We start from the raw sequence: 18161 nt of genomic DNA, 5'->3' as shown, positions 1-18161 counted from the left end.
TACTTCTCCTTTAGTATATTTGCAAAAATTAAAATATCTTATGAATTCACTATTAAAATCGCTACGTATTATTGGCTTCTTAGAAGGAATTTCTTACATCCTTTTATTGGGTATTGCTGTACCTATAAAATATCTTTTTCACGATCCGCAGTATGTAAAACTTTTAGGAATGCCTCATGGTATATTATTTGTGGGCTATGTTGTATTAGCCATATTAGTTGGAATAGAATTAAAATGGAGTCTTAAAACCATAGCTCTTGTTTTATTAGCGTCCTTAGTCCCTTTCGGAACTTTTATTGCAGATTCTAAATATTTTAAACCCGCTTCATAAATGCGAAAATTCACACATTTTTTTTACGATTATTTTATACAACTCAATCTTTCCGAGAACTCAGCGACATACTTAAATATGCTTGCTTTATTGGTTTTATTGGTTTTGTTTATAATTATAGCAGATATTGTTGCTAGAAGAATTCTACTTCAAGCGTTTTCTACATTTGCAGCAAAATCTAAAACTAAGTTCGACGATTTATTAGTTAACCACCAGGTTCCTAAAAACGTTGCTCATGTTGTTCCTTTAATTATCGCTTTAAAATGCATACCCATTGTATTTGCTGACTTCTCTGCTTTTGAAAGCATTGTAGAATTACTCTTAAAATTATACTGTGTTGTATTGGTGCTTTGGATTATTAGAAGCATACTAAACACCTTAGAATCTTTTTTTAAAACACTTCCAAGACTTCGAGATAAACCTATAGATAGCTATATACAAGTTCTTATGCTATTTTTATGGTTAATTGGCGTTGGTTTAATTTTTGTAATGCTTACAGGAATTGATATCAAAACCTTTTTTACCACTTTGGGAGCGGCATCGGCCATATTGTTATTAATTTTTAAAGATACCATTATGGGATTTGTAGCGAGTATACAGGTCGCTATTAACGATACAGTAAGAATTGGAGACTGGATAACGATGGAAAAATTTGGTGCGGACGGAACGGTTATTGAAATTAACTTAAATACACTTCAAGTTCAGAATTTTGATATGACTATCACTAATATTCCTACTTATGCTTTAATTACAGAATCTTTTAAAAATTGGAGAGGAATGAGTAATTCAGGCGGAAGACGAATTAAGCGTGCGCTTATTATTAAAGCAAAAAGTGTGCATTATTTAACTGATGAACAAATAAATGAATTGAAAAAAATTCAGCTACTAACAGATTATTTAACGCAACGACAAGACGATATTAATAGTTATAATACAAATAACAAGATTGACAAGTCTGTATTAATTAACGGCCGTAACATGACTAATTTGGGAGTATTCAGAAAATATATACAAAGTTATATTGAAAGTCATTCTGCTATTAATAAAGACATGACGATAATGACTAGACAATTAGCGCCTACGTCCCAAGGTTTACCCTTAGAAATTTATGCTTTTAGTAGCGATAAGCGATGGCAAAATTACGAGTATATCATGTCCGATATATTCGATCACAGTTTAGCTGCCATTCCTTATTTTGATTTAGAAATTTATGAGTTCTCCAATTATTCTCCAGAACAGGAATAATATAAGGTGAATTTAGATGACATATGATATAGTAATAAAAAAGTCGAGCATAATGCTCGACTTTTTTCATGCTATTGTATTTGTAGTTGAAGTCTAATTTGCTTGTGCTTTAGCATCTTCAATCATTTCTTTATTTGCAGAAACTCCAATCTCAACACGACGGTTTTTAGAACGGCCCTCTGAAGTGTTATTATCAAATCTAGGCTTTGTTTCTCCATACGCATTAACATCAAAACGATCGCCTGTTACCCCTTTACTTTGTAAATAAGTAACAACAGATTGTGCTCTTTTTTTAGACAACGTCATATTATAATCGTCGTTCCCTGTATTATCTGTATGTCCTTCAACTAATAAGTTTGTGTCAGGAAATTCAATGAATACTTCGGCAATAGCATCTAAATTTTCTTTAGCCGCCGCTGTTAAATCTGCTTTATTGGTAGCGAAAGTAACACCACTCTTATCGTCAAAAACAATTTGAATACCTTCACCTACACGGTTTACTTCTGCACCTGGTAAAGCTTCTTCAATTTTATCGGCTTGTTTATCCATTGTGTGACCAATAACTCCTCCGGCTGCACCACCAACAGCTGCTCCAATTAAAGCACCTGTAACGTTACCTCCAATTAGTCCACCAATTAAGGCACCTCCAGCAACACCAATTCCTGCTCCTTTTTGAGTATCGTTTGCATTTTTAATAGCGTCGCAACTCACAAATGTAAATGAAAACATTAGTGCTAAAGCGAGTAATATACTTGTTGATTTTTTCATGTGTATTTGGTTTTTTATAATAAATTATTACATTTCAATGCTGTCTGAAGTCTTGTTAAATGTTAAAATAACATCAAATGGATTCCCTTCATATTCAGACGGTACTTTAAGAATCATCATATTTTCACTAATTTCCTGAATCGTTCCGCGGTAACCAGATTTTACATTTTTAGCCTTAACATCGTCTCCTACGTATTTAAACTGAAACTGAGTAAACCCGTCTGCCGATTCTAAAAACGACCAATGAATAGTTTGTGTATAGGCTTCGCAAATCGAACTATTTACATTGGTAGAGAATTTACCTGATCCGTTATTAGGAATAAACACCCATTCTCCGCCTTTAAAGCAAGAAGAGTCTGCTAAATCAAATAAAAATGCTTTGTAAAGTCCTTTATCTCCAACAAATTTAATATTAGAAACTTCCCATGTCCCTTTTAACATTTTCTTGCTTGGTTGCTTTGCTGCAGTAGATTTCGTTCCCGAGCATGACATCACGATAAGCGCTAAAGTCATGTAAATTAATTTTTTCATATTTAAAGTGGTTATTTATTAATTAATACTAATTTAATATTTTTAGTACAGAATTTTATAATTTTATTCAATATTTAATGTAATTATTGATTACTCAATCGATCTTTAACAAACTCAATTTCTGTTTTACCGTGTGGTTTAGGTTTTCCATCTTCCCCTAAGTTTACCATGATAATATTATCGACATGAATAATAGCTTCTCTAGTCATTTTATTTCGTACTTCACAAAAAAGCGTTAACGATGTTTTTCCAAATTTTTCTACGCGTATACCTATTTCAACAATATCACCTTGCTTAGCAGAACTTAAAAAGTTTATTTCAGACATATACTTAGTCACCACCTTGCTGTTTTCTAATTGAATAATCGAATATAATGCAGCTTCTTCATCAATCCAGGCTAATAACTTACCTCCAAATAATGTTCCGTTAGCATTTAAATCTTCTGGTTTTACCCATTTTCTGGTATGAAATCTCATAAATAATATTTTTTTGGGTAAAGGTAAATTAATAATTGTTCATAACAAGGTTAACAAGTAATGGCGTTAATAAAAAATTCAAGTGGGATAATTAATAATTTTAAGAAAAATGTTTAAAATTATGACTACAAGACACAACACTATTACAGCTATGCGACCAGCCACATCTTATGGAACCCTTAGCGAAAACATGAGTAGTGACGAACGTTTTCAAAACGAAACATTACGGCCTGTTATTAAATTTCAAAAGGACCTATTTATTGAAGTCTTAAGAAACTACATTACAAAACACAAAAGTATGTTCTATGATTTAAGCACACCAAAAAAGGTTATTTTCATAGAAAATGCCATTCAGAAAGACATTAAATTTAGAAACTCTATTAAGGGTATGATTATCGGCCAGTTTACCGTTGATGAATACTTGACTTATATTAAAAACTCCTCAGCACTCAATAAACGTATGATGAACATAGTAAAAGATCAACTTGTTAGCAATATTCAAATTTTAGATGCTCCACTAGCTAGTGCTGTTTAACACCTAATTATCTTTAATTATATGAGTGATTCTCCATTTATATTTGTGGTTAATACATCACTCATATAATTAAAATAAGGTCTAATGGTTTTAAAATCATTATTTACCTTTTTTAGAAAATCAGGATCTAAAACCTCTTGATCTGTGTACTTTTTAGAAAAGATAAATTGCTTCTTTCTAATGAGATCAATATCGGGATGATTTTTATAGAATCCTTTTGGAGCAGTTTTTAGCTCCTCGCCCTCTATATTTCCCCAAGTCGATTTAAATTTTTTGTCTCCCATAATATCTCTCATCTCTTGGGCATCGACTTCAAATTCTTTTCTTATTCTTAGTAAATCTTCTTTAGACGGATCCCAAAACCCAGTAGCTATAAAAGATTGATTATTTGGCTTAATTTGTAAATAATAACCACCTCTTAAACTTGGTTTAGCTCTGTGAATAGAGCCACCAAAATGTGTTTTGTAGGGTGTTTTATTTTTAGAAAATCTAACGTCTCTATAAATTCTGAAGATTTTTACAGCATCGACATCATCGTGTGTTTTTAATAACGTAAATAGTGCATTATAAGCTTCCTTTATCTCTTTTTCTACAGCTCTAAATTCAGATTTATGCTCTTGAAACCATATTCTATCGTTATTTTGCTCTAATTCAGTTAAATAATCAAGTACACGTTTAGAAATCATATCATACATTTTTGTGAGGCTAAAGATATAAAAAAGCCCTAGTAAACTAGGGCTATAGCAAATTAAACAAGCTACTTTTATTTTATTAAAGTATATACTTTAGATACAATTTCATTCGAATTTTTATCGAACTGTTGTACTATAAAGTTTCCTTTTTCGTCAAAATAACCAATTCCGGTTTTTCCATTATCGTTCATAACAAACTGGGTAGAATCGGCATCAGACTGTTCTACTTTTGTAGGTGTATTACTAGTCGAATCGGTGATTAAAAATCCGTTTTCATGGATATCAAATTGACACATTTTCCCATCCAATTCGTATTGCATAGATTTTCTATCAGATGTAAACGGTGTATTATTATTTACTCTAACAGTCTCAGTAACTTGAGCTGGTGTATCTACACGACTCTGATTAATCTTGTTTTTATCGCCTTCGGCGAGTTTAACATCCTGCTCCGTTCTTTTCTGATATTCTACTGTATTCTTTTTAATTTCACTCCCATTATTAATAGTTGTTATTACCTTTTTAGATTCGACAGTAACATCTTTCTTGGGATCGGTTTGGGCGTTTACTGTATACATAAACAGTAATGCCACCACTATATAAATTGATTTCATAATTTTAATTTTTAAGATTATAAATAAATTTTAAGTCGTCGTATTTACTTCATAACACCTTTTAAAAGTGATAGTACAAAAAGTACTAGAAAAACGAAAAATAAAATTTTTGCAATTCCGGCCGACGCACCTGCAATGCCTCCAAATCCTAAAACTCCTGCGATAATTGCTATAATGATAAATGTGATAGTCCAACGTAACATAATTTTAATTTTTTAAATGATTAATATTATTTTACTGTAAAATTAAATGTTTTATACAGTGTAGGAGTTCTCTAACACTTTTTATATTGACTCTATACAAAGCGCCTTAAAAATGATAGCACCGTCTATTATTACTGTAATTTTATAAAAATGTAGTGTGGAGAAGAAATCTAATTACCACTAGAACTCGGTTGATTGCTGAAGAATGCATGGCTAAAAAATAAGGTTAGCACATATTTATATTAGACGTATAAATTTACGTTGTCGTTTCATATTCGACAGCATTTAAGACTAGGCCTGAAGCTGGAGCAATGTAGTCCATAACTTCTGTGCTTTCGGCCTTAAGGCTTTCTTTAATATAATCTAAAGTGATCTCATTTTTACCTAGTTTAATAAGTGCCCCCATCATTAAACGAATTTGGTTTCGCATAAAACCTTTGCCTTTAACACGCAACATATAAGACTGCTCCGGAAAGAAGCTTGCCGTGAAAATTGTGTTTTCAACCAATTCGCAAGTATCTATTTCACGATTAAAAACTCCCTTTTCTGAAGGTTTATAGCAGTAAGTTTTAAAATTATGAGCGCCTTCAAAAAGCTTAGCTCCTATTTTCATTTTTTCGATATCCAGCGGATCTAAAATGGTGGTCATTAACGGCGCACAAAACGGATGGTATTTAGCACCATGAGCAAATACATAAACGTATTCTTTCATTTTAGACGCATTAATCACGTTAAAATCCTTATCGACTTCAGTAATGGACAATGCTCTTAAATCCTGAGGTAAGTTGTAATTAAAGAGTTCTAAAAAGGCTACTTCATCTTCAATTTTATCTTCTAAAAACAATTCAAAAGCACCTTGTTGCGCAGACACCATAGCATCTGTTCTTCCTGAACCCAAGGTTTTAAACGGTTTTCCATCCATGATATAACGCATGGTTTTATCAATCATAAGATGTACCGTTTTTAGCTTAGGCTGTTTTTGCCAGCCATGAAAACGATAACCTAAATACTGAATTTCGATAAGATAAAAATAACGTTTATTCAACTGAAAATGTTTTTATATAAGGACACGCAAGTAACCGATTTTAATAGACTTCTCAAAAAAATCACTACTTTTAACCTGATTAAATTTACAAATTATATTGATTTATGAGTAACGAAACTAAACTCCCTATTTGGTATTGGATTGTAACCGGATTTTATTTACTCTGGAATGCTTTGGGCGTGCAACAGTATTTTATACAAGCTAATAACACCGAGGCTTTTAGGTCGCAATATACCGAAGCCCAGTTACAAGAAATTGCACAAATGCCAACCTGGGTTATGCGCGCATATGCGGTTGCAGTAATGTGCGGTTTTCTTGCCAGTATATTATTAATGGTTCGTAAACGTTTCGCATATCCTATGGCACTTACATCTTTAGTGGCCGTAATTGCCCAAATGGGGTATTTGTTTTATGTAGTAAAACCTGCTAATGTAATTATGCCAATTTTAGTTTTAGTATTCGCAGTTGGCTTACTATTCTTTTCTAAGTATTCTAAATCTAAAAATTGGCTGGTCTAATAACCAAATCAACATATATAAAAAAGGAGAATTTAGCGCGCTAGATTCTCCTTCTTTATAATTTCTATTTTTCTCTTCCTTTTAATACGTCGATAACATCTTTTATTTCGAAACCTTTGGCTTGAAGTAAAATTAAATAATGAAATAACAAATCGGCACTTTCATTCAAGAACAAATTATCGTCGTTATCTTTTGCTTCAATAACAACTTCTACCGCTTCCTCTCCTACTTTCTGTGCAATTTTATTGATTCCTTTTTCAAACAACGAAGACACATACGATTTTGAAGCATCCGAATTTAATCGTCTGTCTTTAATCACTTCTTCTAAATGTGAAATAAATCCGTACAATTCTTGATTTGGTTCTCCCCAACACGTATCCGTTCCTTTATGGCATGTTGGTCCTTTAGGAAGTACAGAAACTAATAATGTATCGTTATCGCAATCTAATTTAATATCAACTAAATTTAGGACATTTCCACTTTCTTCACCTTTAGTCCATAAACGATTTTTAGTTCTGCTAAAAAAAGTAACTAATTTAGTTGCTTTGGTTTTCTCTAGTGCTTCGGCATTCATATATCCTAACATCAACACTTGCTTTGTTGAAGCGTCTTGTACGATAGCTGGCACTAATCCGTCGTTATTTTTATTGAAATCTATATTCATTACTCTTATTTTGAATCGTAAAATATTACAATCTTACGGCTATATTATTATTCTTTAATTCGTCTTTTAATTCTGAAATAGGAATTTCCCCAAAGTGAAATACGCTTGCGGCAAGTGCGGCATCTGCCTTTCCATCCTTAAACGTATCTACAAAATGTTGCATGGTTCCTGCACCTCCCGAAGCAATAATTGGAATATTTAACATACCCGACAATTTTGCTAAGGCCTCGTTTGCGAAACCGTTTTTAGTGCCATCGTGATTCATCGAAGTGAATAAAATTTCACCAGCACCTAATGCTTCCACTTGCTTTGCCCATTCAAATAAATCGATATCGGTTGGAATGCTTCCTCCTGCCAAATGTACTTTCCATTGTCCGTTTACTTCTTTAGCGTCAATTGCCACAACCACACACTGACTTCCGAATTTTTCGGCCAATTCCTTAACCAATTCAGGGCGCTTTACAGCCGAAGAGTTAATAGACACTTTATCTGCCCCACACTGTAATAAAGCATCGACATGTTCTATTGAAGAAATACCACCTCCAACTGTAAAGGGAATATTCACTTGTTCTGCAACATGCAATACCATATCTAATGTTGTTCCTCTACCTTCTAAAGTTGCCGAGATATCTAAAAACACCAACTCGTCTGCACCTTTTAAAGCATATTGTTTTGCCAATTCTACCGGATCACCAGCATCAATTAAATCGACAAAATTTACACCTTTTACAGTTCTTCCATTTTTAATATCCAAACAAGGGATAATTCGTTTTGTAAGCATATTAATTTATTGAGAGTTTACAACCAGTTTTTCTAAATCCTTCATACTGATTTTGTTTTCGTAAATCGCTTTACCGATAATCACACCTTCGCATCCTAATTCATTTAATTTTGGTAATTCTTCTTTACAAGAAATTCCACCTGAAGCAATTAGTTTGATGTTTGGATTTTCGGCAATAATCTTTTTATATAAATCGAACGATGGGCCTTCTAGCATACCATCTTTAGAGATATCGGTACAAATTACATACTGAATACCTTTACTCATGTAGCCTTTTATAAACGGAGTAACTTCTAAACTACTTTCCTCCAACCAACCACTAATGGCCACTTTTTCGTTTTTAGCATCGGCACCCAGAATAATTTTCTGACTTCCGTATTTTTGAATCCAGCTTTCAAACATCTTACTGTCTTTTACAGCAATACTACCGCCAGTAATTTGTTTAGCTCCAGAACTAAAAGCAATATGTAAGTCTTCGTTTGTTTTTAAACCACCTCCAAAATCAACTTTTAAGTTTGTTTTTGAAGCAATTTGGTCTAAAACCTTATAGTTTATAATTGTACTTGCTTTAGCACCATCTAAATCTACTAAGTGTAAATACTCTACCCCTGCATCTTCAAAACTCTTAGCTACTTCTAATGGATTTTCGTTATATATTTTCTTAGTATCGTAATCTCCTTTAGTTAAACGGACGCATTTTCCGTCTATAATATCTATGGCTGGTATAATTCTCATTAGTTACGTATTAATCAGTTTATGATTCTAGATTTAAAAAATTCTCAAGCAATTTAGCGCCTGCAATACTGCTTTTTTCTGGATGAAATTGCACACCATAAAAGTTGTTATGTTTTACAGCTGTTGTATAGTTTCCATTATAATTGGTTGTTGCAATGGCCTCTTTACAATCTTCTGCATAATAGCTATGCACTAAATACATATAAGATTCTTCAGGAATATCTTTAAATAAATCGGACTTTAAATTAGTAATGGTATTCCATCCCATTTGCGGTACTTTTACCGTATTGGAGAAACGTTTTACATCGACTTGAAAAATCCCTAATCCTTTCGTGTTTCCTTCTTCAGTAGTTTTACACATTAATTGCATCCCTAAACAAATTCCTAAAACAGGTTGTGTTAACGTCGGAATTAATTTGTCTAACTTACTATTTTTAAGCATTTTTAAAGCGGAACTCGCCTCACCAACACCAGGAAAAATAACACGATCTGCTTTTCTAATCGTTTCAGGATCGTTAGACAGTATTGCATCTATACCTAAACGCTTAAATGCAAACTGAATACTTTTAATATTCCCGGCACCATAATCTATAATTACAACAGATTGGGCCCCTTCTAACTTCCCCGGAGGGGAAGAACTCTCACTCGTATGTTTTAAATTTTCTTTATCTGAACTCATATACTTTAAATTACAACCTTAAATTATTCAAATAAGGCTATTTTTCATACCAACTAACACAAGAGTGTCTCTTCCCTTCGGGAAGACTAAGATGGGCTTTACAACATCCCTTTAGTTGATGGTAAAATCATTTTTTCTACATCGCGCTTTACTGCCATTTTAATTGCTTTTGCAAATGCCTTAAAAATAGCTTCAATTTTATGATGCTCGTTAGTCCCTTCCGCTTTTATGTTTAGATTACATTTAGCACCGTCGGTAAACGATTTAAAGAAATGATAAAACATTTCTGTTGGCATTTTACCAACCATTTCACGTTTAAAATTGGCTTCCCAAACCAACCAGTTTCTACCTCCAAAATCGATGCCAGCAGAAGCTAAACAATCGTCCATTGGTAAATAAAAACCGTAGCGTTCTATTCCTAATTTGTTTCCTAAAACGGTATTGAATAACTCGCCTAAAGCAATAGCTGTATCTTCAATAGTATGATGCTCGTCAACTTCTAAATCACCATCCACTTTTATATTTAAATCTAACTGTCCATGACGTGCAATTTGATCTAGCATATGATCGAAAAATGCGATTCCTGTTTCAATATTGCTTTTACCAGTTCCGTCTAAATTTAAATCAATTTTAATTTTAGTTTCGTTGGTATTTCTTTCAATACTTCCAGTACGATCCTCTACTTTTAAATGTTTATAAATGGCTTCCCAATCGTTAGATTCTAAGCTAATAAAATCATTTAAAGCGTCACGTTTAACGGTAATTTCATCTGTGCCAAGATTTGTATTATCGTTAATAAAAATCCCTTTAGACCCTAAGTTTTTTGCTAATTCAATATCGGTTAAACGATCACCAATAACATACGAATTTTCTAAATCGTAAGCTTCAGAAAAATATTTAGTTAATAAGCCTGTATTAGGTTTACGTGTAGGTGCATTGTCTTTTGCAAAGGTTCTATCGATAAATTGCTCTTTAAATTCTACACCTTCATTTTTAAAGGCTTCAAGAATAAAATTATGAACAGGCCAAAATGTATCTTCAGGATATACGTCTGTTCCTAAACCATCTTGGTTTGTAATCATTACGATTTCATAGTCCAATTCTTTCGCAATTTTACTTAAATATTGAAAGACTTTAGGATAGAATTCTAACTTCTCGAAACTATCAATTTGTTCGTCGGCAGGTTCTCTAATAATCGTTCCATCACGATCTATAAATAGTACTTTTTGTTTCATTGTAACTTGGTAAGTGCGGTGATTAGCGTTTTATTTTCTGATGGTGTTCCAACGGTTAAACGTAAACAATTTTCGCATAACGGTTGCGTTGTTCGGTTACGAACTACAACACCTTCTTTTATTAATTGATTATAGCGTTTAGTGGCGTCGTCTACTTTTACGAGTACGAAATTAGTATCTGACGGATATATTTTTTCGACATAAGCAATAGATTTTAATTCTGAAATTAAACGACTACGCTCAATTAAAATAGAATCAATTTCATCACTAATAACATCGGTTTGTTTTAATAACTCTACCGCTTTATTTTGCGTTAACACATTAATATTATACGGCGGTTTAATTGTATTTAAAACTTTTATAATTTCTTCTGAAGCATAACACAGTCCCAATCTTATTCCCGCCATACCATACGCTTTAGATAAAGTTTGGGTAATGACTAAGTTTGGAAATTCACTTAAGCGATCTAACCAACTGTCTTGATTAGAAAAATCGATGTAAGCTTCATCTATAACTACAATACCTTCAAATTTCTTTAATAAGGCTTCTACTTCGTGGTCCTTAAAACTATTTCCTGACGGATTGTTAGGCGAACATAAAAACAATATTTTACTATTTGCATCGGCTACTTTTAAAATCTGATCCCCTTCTGGTTGAAAATCTTCAGACAATAAAACCTTTCTTGTTTCTACAGCGTTTAAATTTGCCAACACCTCGTACATCCCGTAGGTTGGAGGTAAAATAATGATGTTATCTTTATTAGGTTCGCAAAATGCTCGTACCAATAAATCTAACACTTCGTCGCTTCCGTTACCTAATAAAATATTAGATTTTGAAACGTTTTTAATTTCAGATAAAATGTCCTTTACCGCGTTTTGTTGCGGATCTGGATAACGATTTACACCATTATTAAACGGATTTTCGTTTGCATCTATAAACACCATATTACTGGTTTCTTCTTGAAATTCGTCTCTAGCAGAAGAATATGCTTTTAGTGCTTTTATGGAAGGTCTTAAAAGATCTTGTACAGTTGCCATTAGTTTTTATTTAAATCGTTTAATCGTAAAGTCACCGCATTTTTGTGTGCTTCTAACCCTTCGGCAGCCGCCATTTTTTCAATAATCGGACCTAAATCTAATAAACCTTTATCTGTTATTTTCTGAAATGTGATACTCTTTAAAAAACTATCTAAATTAACACCAGAATATGCTTTACAAAATCCGTTTGTTGGTAATGTATGATTGGTTCCCGAAGCGTAATCTCCGGCACTTTCAGGTGTGTAATTCCCGATAAATACAGAACCTGCATTTCGAATTCCATTTACAAACAGGTCTTCGTTTTTAGAACAAATAATAAAGTGTTCTGGTGCATATTCATTTATTAAATCTAAAGCAATCTCGTCGTTTTCGACTAAAATTAACTTAGAATTCGCGATGGCTTTCTTTGCAATATCGTGTCGTGGTAATTGTTCTATTTGATCATCTACGGCTTTCAATACATCGTCTATCATGGTTTTAGAAGTAGATACTAAAATCACCTGACTATCTGCCCCATGTTCTGCTTGACTTAATAAATCTGAAGCCACAAAAGCCGGATTTGCACTATCGTCTGCAACTACTAACAATTCGCTTGGTCCTGCAGGCATATCGATAGCGACACCGTATTTAGTAGCCAATTGCTTAGCAACCGTTACAAACTGATTTCCTGGACCGAAAATTTTATAAACTTGAGGTATGTTTTCCGTACCAAACGTTAAGCCGGCAATGGCTTGAATCCCTCCTACTTTAATAATTTTTGAAACCCCACATAAATCGGCAGCAAATAAAATTTCGTTTGCAATTTTACCTGAAGCATTTGGTGGCGAACATAAAACGATTTCACTACAACCTGCAATTTTTGCAGGAATAGCTAACATTAAAACGGTAGAAAACAAAGGCGCTGTTCCTCCTGGAATATATAAACCAATTTTTTCTATTGCTCGTTTTTCTTGCCAGCAGTGCACTCCTGCCATAGTTTCAACTTCTACTTTAGAGGTTTTTTGAGCGGCATGAAAACGTTCAATATTTTTATAAGCTATCGTTATCGCATCTTTTAAATCTGCTGATACTTGACTTTTTGCAAATTCAATTTCATCCGAGCTCACTAAATTAGTATCTAAAGTCACGCCGTCGAAACGCTCAGTGTATTTTGCTATAGCTTTATCCCCATTCTGTTTTACATCATCAAAAATCTGAGTAACCGTATTTTCAATGTCATTTACAGTTTGCGTAGGACGTTGTAAAATGTCTGACCAATCTGCTTTATTGGGATTTTCAATAATTTTCATTGTATGTTTCTTTAATTATAAAACCATATTATCGATAGGACAAACTAGAATACCTTCTGCGCCATGTCCTTTAAGTTCGTCGATAATTTCCCAAAATTTATTTTTGTCGATTACAGTGTGAACAGAGCTCCATCCTTCTTGTGCTAAAGGTAATACTGTTGGGCTTTTCATACCCGGTAAAATGGCAATAATTTCGTCTAATTTATCATTCGGTGCGTTTAATAACACATATTTAGAACGACGTCCTTTTAAAACAGATTCTATTCTAAATTTTATAATGTTTAAAATGTCTAAATTAGCTTCAGAAATTAATGGTGAAGATGCTAAAACTGCTTCAGATTTTAATAAGACTTCAACTTCTTTTAATCCGTTTTTAAACAAGGTACTTCCACTAGACACAATATCTACAATGGCATCTGCTAACCCAATATTAGGAGCAATTTCTACAGAACCATTAATAATATGTAACTGAGCATTTACATTGTTTTTATCTAAGAATTGTTGTACCGTATTTGGGTAAGATGTTGCGATACGTTTCCCTTCCAAATCTTGCATACTAGCATACTTAGCCGATTTTGGAACAGCGATAGAAACCTTGCAAGACGAAAATCCTAATTTTTGTACAATTTGGATGTCTCCACCTTTTTCAATTAAAACATTCTCACCAATAATAGCGGCATCTACAACACCATCTTTTAAATACTGAGGAATATCTCCGTTACGTAAATAAAACACCTCTAAAGGGAAATTTTTAGCCGATGCTTTTAATTGATCTCTTCCATTATCTATAGAAATTCCTATGTCTTTAAGGATTTGCATAGATTCGTCGTAAAGTCGACCTGATTTTTGGACTGCAATTTTTAATTTACTCATTTTGTTGATTAATGTGGTTTGAGTAACATCATATGGAGAAAAATAAAAACCCCATCTGATTAACTCAAACGGGGTTTAAAAATATATTATTTTGAAAATTATTCAATACACTTTCAGCTCGTCTAAGTACAAGTATGAAAATGATGATGATGTAATTGAATAAAGTTCATGTTCTTTTTTTGTTATACACAAATATTCAAAAATTTAAAACACTTATGCAAGTTTTAAACTAAAAAATATTAATTAATTATTGATTTCCAAGTATAATCGGTAATCCGCTATCACCTGAACCAATTACAATGACTTTGGAATTTGGAGATTCAGATAATTTAACCGTAGCTTCAATTCCTTTATCTTGTAAAATCTTATCATTTAAAGATTCACTTAAAATTCTGTTTGCATCAGCTTTACCTTGTGCTTCAATAATTTGCTTCTGAGCTTCTTTTTGAGCTGTAACTAATCTAAATTCATATTCTAAAGATTCTTGTTCTTGCTTTAATTTACGCTCGATAGCATCTTTAATTGTAGAAGGCAATGTTACATCTCTAACTAATATCTGATTTAATTGAATGTATTGATCAGCTACAATACTTTTTGTTTCATCAAAAATTTCTTGCTGAATCGCATCACGCTTACTAGAATATAATTGTTCTGGTGTATAACGTCCCACTACACTTCTTGCTGCCGAACGAATGGCAGGAAGTAAAATACGTTCTTTATACATTTCACTTTTTTCTTGGTGAAGTTTTCCTAAATTTTCGAATTGAGGTTGAAACCATGCTGAAGCCTCTAATTTAATATCTAATCCATTAGAAGATAACACATTCATTTTTTCGTAAATTTCTTGTTGTCTCACTTCGTAAATAAAGACTCTGTTCCATGGTGCAACAACATGAAAACCTTCCCCTAATGGAGGTTCATCTGTAACAACTCCGTCATCAAATGTTCTATATAATACTCCAGCTTCCCCTGAGTTTATGGTGATAGCCGATTTTGAAATTAATATGATTACTGCTACGATAGCAACAAGAATAGGCAATGCAATTTTAGGTAATTTATCCATTATATTTTTATTAAGTTAATCCGTTATATTTTCTTAAAAACCACTCTAAAGATAAGCAGAAAACTATGATTCCTAGCACATATCTCCAATCAATTAAACCTTGAGTGGTCTTTGTGCTTTTTTGAATACTCGAATATTTTTTATTAGAAATTAATTCATTAAAAACAGAATCGTAACTATCTGAAAAATAAGATGTTCCGCTTGTTTTATTTGCTAATACATTTAACTTAGAAACATTCGCATTTAAAAACTGTTGTTCGACATTATATTCTAAAATTGTAAAACGTCCTGCTTTCGAAATATTTTCATTTGTAGCCCTTACAGTAAAGTCGTACGTCGAGGCTGGCAAATGACTTAAATCTACTTGATAATTGTTATTTTTAAGTACAAAGGGTAATGCCGTTTCTTCGCCCGTTTCATTATTTTTTACTTGTATTTGAAGTGTTTCTCGTCCGTCAAATTCGTAGTTCTTATTAAAAAACTGCGCTTTTATAACGACACTATTCACACCCTCGTAAAACGATTCGAAATCGACAATCAAACGTGTTTTTCGTTGAGTTGATGCCAAATACTGTACCAATTTCCCTATAAAATTATCGAATGTTTGAAACGACTTTTCGTTTACATAACTTTGCGCTCGCCATTGCCAGATATTTTCTCCCAACAATAGAGCTTCTCGCCTACCATTCGTCTCGAGGGTGGCTAATAGCGGTTCTTCAGTAGTTAAACTACCATACTTTTTATAAAGTAATATTTCGGCAGGTGTAAAAAAAGAAATCTCTCCAAATGTAGATTGTAATGGAGGAAAAGATTCGAAGTCTAAATCGTCTACAATAAACGTTGAATAATTTGTATTGAAAACACCCTGATATATTTCCGTTTGCGGGGTAATATCGTGTTCGTACGCATTGGTCTGCTCATTAAGAAAAAACCAATCGGTTTGAGTCCCTGCAATTATAAAGGCATTCTTATTTTCTGTTTTAATCGCATCGAAAATAAACTTAAACTGATTATTAGGCTGATATAATATAACTAAATGAAAATCATTTAATTTAGATTTAATTTCGTTTGGCTTAAAAATTGAAACTTTACGTTGCTCATTACTTTCAATACTCTTTTTAAGCATTCCCAAATCAGGATGATAATAGGTTGAAACAATAGCAATATTCATGGTTTCATCGATCACTTCTACAGCAAAATTCTTTGTATTGTTTGCCTTATTTTTCTCTGTTTCTAGAGGCTGTAAATGCGCCTTATACGCCGACAATCCCACATGATTCGCAGGCAAGGTAAACTGTAAAACTTCAGAATTATTAGTACTATTAAATGTTATATGTTTTGTAAATACTGTTTGCTTTCCAGTAGTAACCGAAAACGTGGTGTTTACCGGTTCTTTTCCGTTGTAAACCAAAATAGTTTCCACTGGAAATTTATTCTTTAAATAGGCGTACTTATTTACGTTAAGTTGTCTTATACTTAAATCGACATACGTTGTGGTATCTCCCAAGATTATAGGATATACTGGCTGATTATACGAGGAAAACTCGTAATCGGAGCCAAAGGTTTGATTGCCATCCGTAATTAAAATGGTTGGCGCTACATCGTCCTTGTATATATCTTGAAGTGCCTCTAATGCTGAAGATATATCGGTTTGTTTTTCGGTAAAAGATACAGAATCTGTAGCGTTCAAGGTGTTACCGAACGTATAATATTCAATATTAAATTTTTCGTTTAATGCTACATGATCCCGAATAGACTGTATGGCTTGTTTAGCATTTTCGTCTTGTTTTAATTGAACTATAGAATTAGAATTATCTACAGCAACTAATAATTTTGGTTTTTCTGAAGTTAATTTAAGTTGTTCAAACTTAGGATTAATAAGCAGTAGTAAGACCGAAAAAATAGTGACAAACCTTAAAAAAGCGAAAAGCATGTACTGTTTAGACATGCTTTTCACTTTAAATTTATACTGAAATAAAGCTAACAATAGTGCTACAATTCCAGCGAGAATAATATATAATATGGTTTCTGTAGACATATATTATGTTAACATTCCACCATCTACGTTTAACGTTTGTCCGGTAACATACGCACTCATATCACTAGCTAAAAAGACACAAACATTAGCCACATCGTCTGGAGTACCTCCTCTTTTTAAAGGAATTCCTGCTCTCCACCCTTTAACAGTAGCTTCGTCTAACTTTGCCGTCATTTCCGTTTCTATAAATCCTGGAGCAACAACGTTACTTCTAATATTTCTAGATCCTAACTCTAAAGCTACAGACTTAGAAAATCCGATAATTCCTGCTTTAGACGCCGCATAGTTGGTTTGTCCCGCATTACCTTTTACACCAACCACAGAACTCATATTAATAATAGAACCTTTACGTTGTTTAAGCATGGTGCGTTGTACTGCTTTAGTCATATTGAAAACAGATTTCAAGTTTACTTCTATAACTTGATCGAAATCGTCTTCACTAATACGCATTAACAAATTGTCTTTTGTAATACCTGCGTTATTTACTAATATATCTATACTTCCAAATTCCTTTACTACATCGTCTGCTAAGGTTTGGGCTTCATCAAAATTGGCAGCATTACTTTGGTAACCTTTAGCTTTTATTCCTAGGCCATTTAACTCGGCTTCTAAAGCGTTTGCCGCTTCTACAGAAGAACTATAAGTAAAAGCTACATTTGCACCATGTTGTGCAAAAACCTGAGCTATTCCTTTACCAATTCCACGGCTTGCACCTGTAATAATAGCTGTTTTTCCTTCTAATAATTTCATGTATAATTAAATAAAATATTGAATTTCAAATATACTAATTCAAAGTCTGACCAAATAAAAAA

General features: G+C 32.9%; 22 protein-coding genes. 4 read left to right on the top strand and 18 right to left on the bottom strand.

Features of this window, described 5'->3' with window-relative positions:
• Nucleotides 1-40 precede the first annotated feature (40 nt).
• On the top strand, nucleotides 41-331 hold the full coding sequence (locus tag AC0UBM_RS03090) for a DUF3817 domain-containing protein (protein WP_414034593.1): 291 nt from the start codon (nucleotides 41-43) through the stop codon (nucleotides 329-331).
• Entirely contained in the window at nucleotides 332-1576 is a 1245-nt protein-coding gene (locus AC0UBM_RS03085; protein WP_475687601.1) for a mechanosensitive ion channel family protein, read from the top strand.
• Between the two features lie 93 nt (nucleotides 1577-1669).
• Here AC0UBM_RS03085 and AC0UBM_RS03080 read toward each other — a convergent pair whose 3' ends face one another.
• From AC0UBM_RS03080 to AC0UBM_RS03070, 3 genes are all read right to left on the bottom strand, one after another.
• Complete coding sequence (locus AC0UBM_RS03080) at nucleotides 1670-2344, bottom strand: YiaD family glycine zipper/OmpA-like lipoprotein (RefSeq protein WP_475687600.1); 675 nt, start codon at nucleotides 2342-2344, stop codon at nucleotides 1670-1672.
• Nucleotides 2345-2371: 27 nt separating this feature from the next.
• Entirely contained in the window at nucleotides 2372-2875 is a 504-nt protein-coding gene (locus AC0UBM_RS03075; RefSeq protein ID WP_434036099.1) for a hypothetical protein, read from the bottom strand.
• Between the two features lie 83 nt (nucleotides 2876-2958).
• Nucleotides 2959-3351, bottom strand: a complete 393-nt coding sequence (locus AC0UBM_RS03070; protein WP_414034597.1) for an acyl-CoA thioesterase — start codon at nucleotides 3349-3351, stop codon at nucleotides 2959-2961.
• 121 nt (nucleotides 3352-3472) lie between these two features.
• Between AC0UBM_RS03070 and AC0UBM_RS03065 the strand changes: the two genes are divergently transcribed.
• Nucleotides 3473-3886, top strand: a complete 414-nt coding sequence (locus AC0UBM_RS03065; RefSeq protein WP_414034598.1) for a glyoxalase — start codon at nucleotides 3473-3475, stop codon at nucleotides 3884-3886.
• A gap of 17 nt (nucleotides 3887-3903) precedes the next feature.
• Here the strand turns inward: AC0UBM_RS03065 and AC0UBM_RS03060 are convergent, their stop codons facing one another.
• From AC0UBM_RS03060 to AC0UBM_RS03045, 4 genes are all read right to left on the bottom strand, one after another.
• Nucleotides 3904-4581 carry a DUF2461 domain-containing protein gene (locus AC0UBM_RS03060; RefSeq protein ID WP_475687599.1) on the bottom strand — a complete coding sequence of 226 codons (678 nt, stop codon included), beginning with the start codon at nucleotides 4579-4581 and terminating at the stop codon, nucleotides 3904-3906.
• A 68-nt stretch (nucleotides 4582-4649) separates the two neighbouring features.
• Nucleotides 4650-5189, bottom strand: coding sequence for a hypothetical protein (locus AC0UBM_RS03055; protein ID WP_414034600.1), 540 nt, complete (start codon nucleotides 5187-5189; stop codon nucleotides 4650-4652).
• Nucleotides 5190-5233: 44 nt separating this feature from the next.
• Nucleotides 5234-5392, bottom strand: coding sequence for a DUF1328 family protein (locus AC0UBM_RS03050; RefSeq protein ID WP_382382945.1), 159 nt, complete (start codon nucleotides 5390-5392; stop codon nucleotides 5234-5236).
• A gap of 256 nt (nucleotides 5393-5648) precedes the next feature.
• Nucleotides 5649-6437, bottom strand: coding sequence for a tRNA pseudouridine synthase A (locus AC0UBM_RS03045; protein ID WP_475687598.1), 789 nt, complete (start codon nucleotides 6435-6437; stop codon nucleotides 5649-5651).
• Nucleotides 6438-6541: 104 nt separating this feature from the next.
• On the opposite strand from AC0UBM_RS03045, the gene AC0UBM_RS03040 reads away from it, so the two are divergent.
• Complete coding sequence (locus AC0UBM_RS03040; RefSeq protein WP_414034602.1) at nucleotides 6542-6955, top strand: hypothetical protein; 414 nt, start codon at nucleotides 6542-6544, stop codon at nucleotides 6953-6955.
• A gap of 64 nt (nucleotides 6956-7019) precedes the next feature.
• Here the strand turns inward: AC0UBM_RS03040 and hisIE are convergent, their stop codons facing one another.
• The 11 genes from hisIE to fabG all read right to left on the bottom strand — a co-directional run bounded on the left by hisIE (nucleotide 7020) and on the right by fabG (nucleotide 18099).
• Entirely contained in the window at nucleotides 7020-7619 is a 600-nt protein-coding gene (gene hisIE / locus AC0UBM_RS03035; RefSeq protein ID WP_475687597.1) for a bifunctional phosphoribosyl-AMP cyclohydrolase/phosphoribosyl-ATP diphosphatase HisIE, read from the bottom strand.
• Nucleotides 7620-7644: 25 nt separating this feature from the next.
• On the bottom strand, nucleotides 7645-8400 hold the full coding sequence (gene hisF / locus AC0UBM_RS03030) for an imidazole glycerol phosphate synthase subunit HisF (RefSeq protein ID WP_414034604.1): 756 nt from the start codon (nucleotides 8398-8400) through the stop codon (nucleotides 7645-7647).
• A 6-nt stretch (nucleotides 8401-8406) separates the two neighbouring features.
• Complete coding sequence (hisA, locus tag AC0UBM_RS03025; RefSeq protein WP_475687596.1) at nucleotides 8407-9135, bottom strand: 1-(5-phosphoribosyl)-5-[(5-phosphoribosylamino)methylideneamino]imidazole-4-carboxamide isomerase; 729 nt, start codon at nucleotides 9133-9135, stop codon at nucleotides 8407-8409.
• 19 nt (nucleotides 9136-9154) lie between these two features.
• Nucleotides 9155-9814 (bottom strand): imidazole glycerol phosphate synthase subunit HisH, encoded by a 660-nt coding sequence (hisH, locus tag AC0UBM_RS03020; RefSeq protein WP_475687595.1) that lies wholly within the window; start codon nucleotides 9812-9814, stop codon nucleotides 9155-9157.
• Between the two features lie 98 nt (nucleotides 9815-9912).
• A complete protein-coding gene (hisB, locus tag AC0UBM_RS03015; RefSeq protein WP_475687594.1) occupies nucleotides 9913-11049 on the bottom strand; it encodes a bifunctional histidinol-phosphatase/imidazoleglycerol-phosphate dehydratase HisB in 1137 nt (378 codons plus the stop codon).
• The gene (gene hisC / locus AC0UBM_RS03010; RefSeq protein WP_414034608.1) at nucleotides 11046-12086 is read right to left on the bottom strand and encodes a histidinol-phosphate transaminase; all 1041 of its coding nucleotides are present in this window, start codon (nucleotides 12084-12086) and stop codon (nucleotides 11046-11048) included. Before hisC ends, hisB begins: the two co-directional genes overlap by 4 nt.
• Nucleotides 12086-13375 carry a histidinol dehydrogenase gene (gene hisD / locus AC0UBM_RS03005; protein ID WP_475687593.1) on the bottom strand — a complete coding sequence of 430 codons (1290 nt, stop codon included), beginning with the start codon at nucleotides 13373-13375 and terminating at the stop codon, nucleotides 12086-12088. Before hisD ends, hisC begins: the two co-directional genes overlap by 1 nt.
• Nucleotides 13376-13390: 15 nt before the next feature.
• Nucleotides 13391-14248 carry an ATP phosphoribosyltransferase gene (gene hisG, locus AC0UBM_RS03000; protein ID WP_475687592.1) on the bottom strand — a complete coding sequence of 286 codons (858 nt, stop codon included), beginning with the start codon at nucleotides 14246-14248 and terminating at the stop codon, nucleotides 13391-13393.
• Nucleotides 14249-14495: 247 nt separating this feature from the next.
• The gene (locus AC0UBM_RS02995; protein WP_038529190.1) at nucleotides 14496-15311 is read right to left on the bottom strand and encodes a prohibitin family protein; all 816 of its coding nucleotides are present in this window, start codon (nucleotides 15309-15311) and stop codon (nucleotides 14496-14498) included.
• A gap of 10 nt (nucleotides 15312-15321) precedes the next feature.
• On the bottom strand, nucleotides 15322-17349 hold the full coding sequence (locus AC0UBM_RS02990; RefSeq protein WP_475687591.1) for a VWA domain-containing protein: 2028 nt from the start codon (nucleotides 17347-17349) through the stop codon (nucleotides 15322-15324).
• A 3-nt stretch (nucleotides 17350-17352) separates the two neighbouring features.
• Nucleotides 17353-18099, bottom strand: coding sequence for a 3-oxoacyl-[acyl-carrier-protein] reductase (gene fabG, locus AC0UBM_RS02985; protein WP_414034611.1), 747 nt, complete (start codon nucleotides 18097-18099; stop codon nucleotides 17353-17355).
• Between the last annotated feature and the right edge of the window lie 62 nt (nucleotides 18100-18161).

The sequence above is a fragment of the Formosa sp. F44 genome (genome assembly GCF_056238645.1).
The sequence above is the reverse complement of the archived record's forward strand: the minus strand, read 5'-3'. Positions and strand labels throughout refer to the sequence as shown.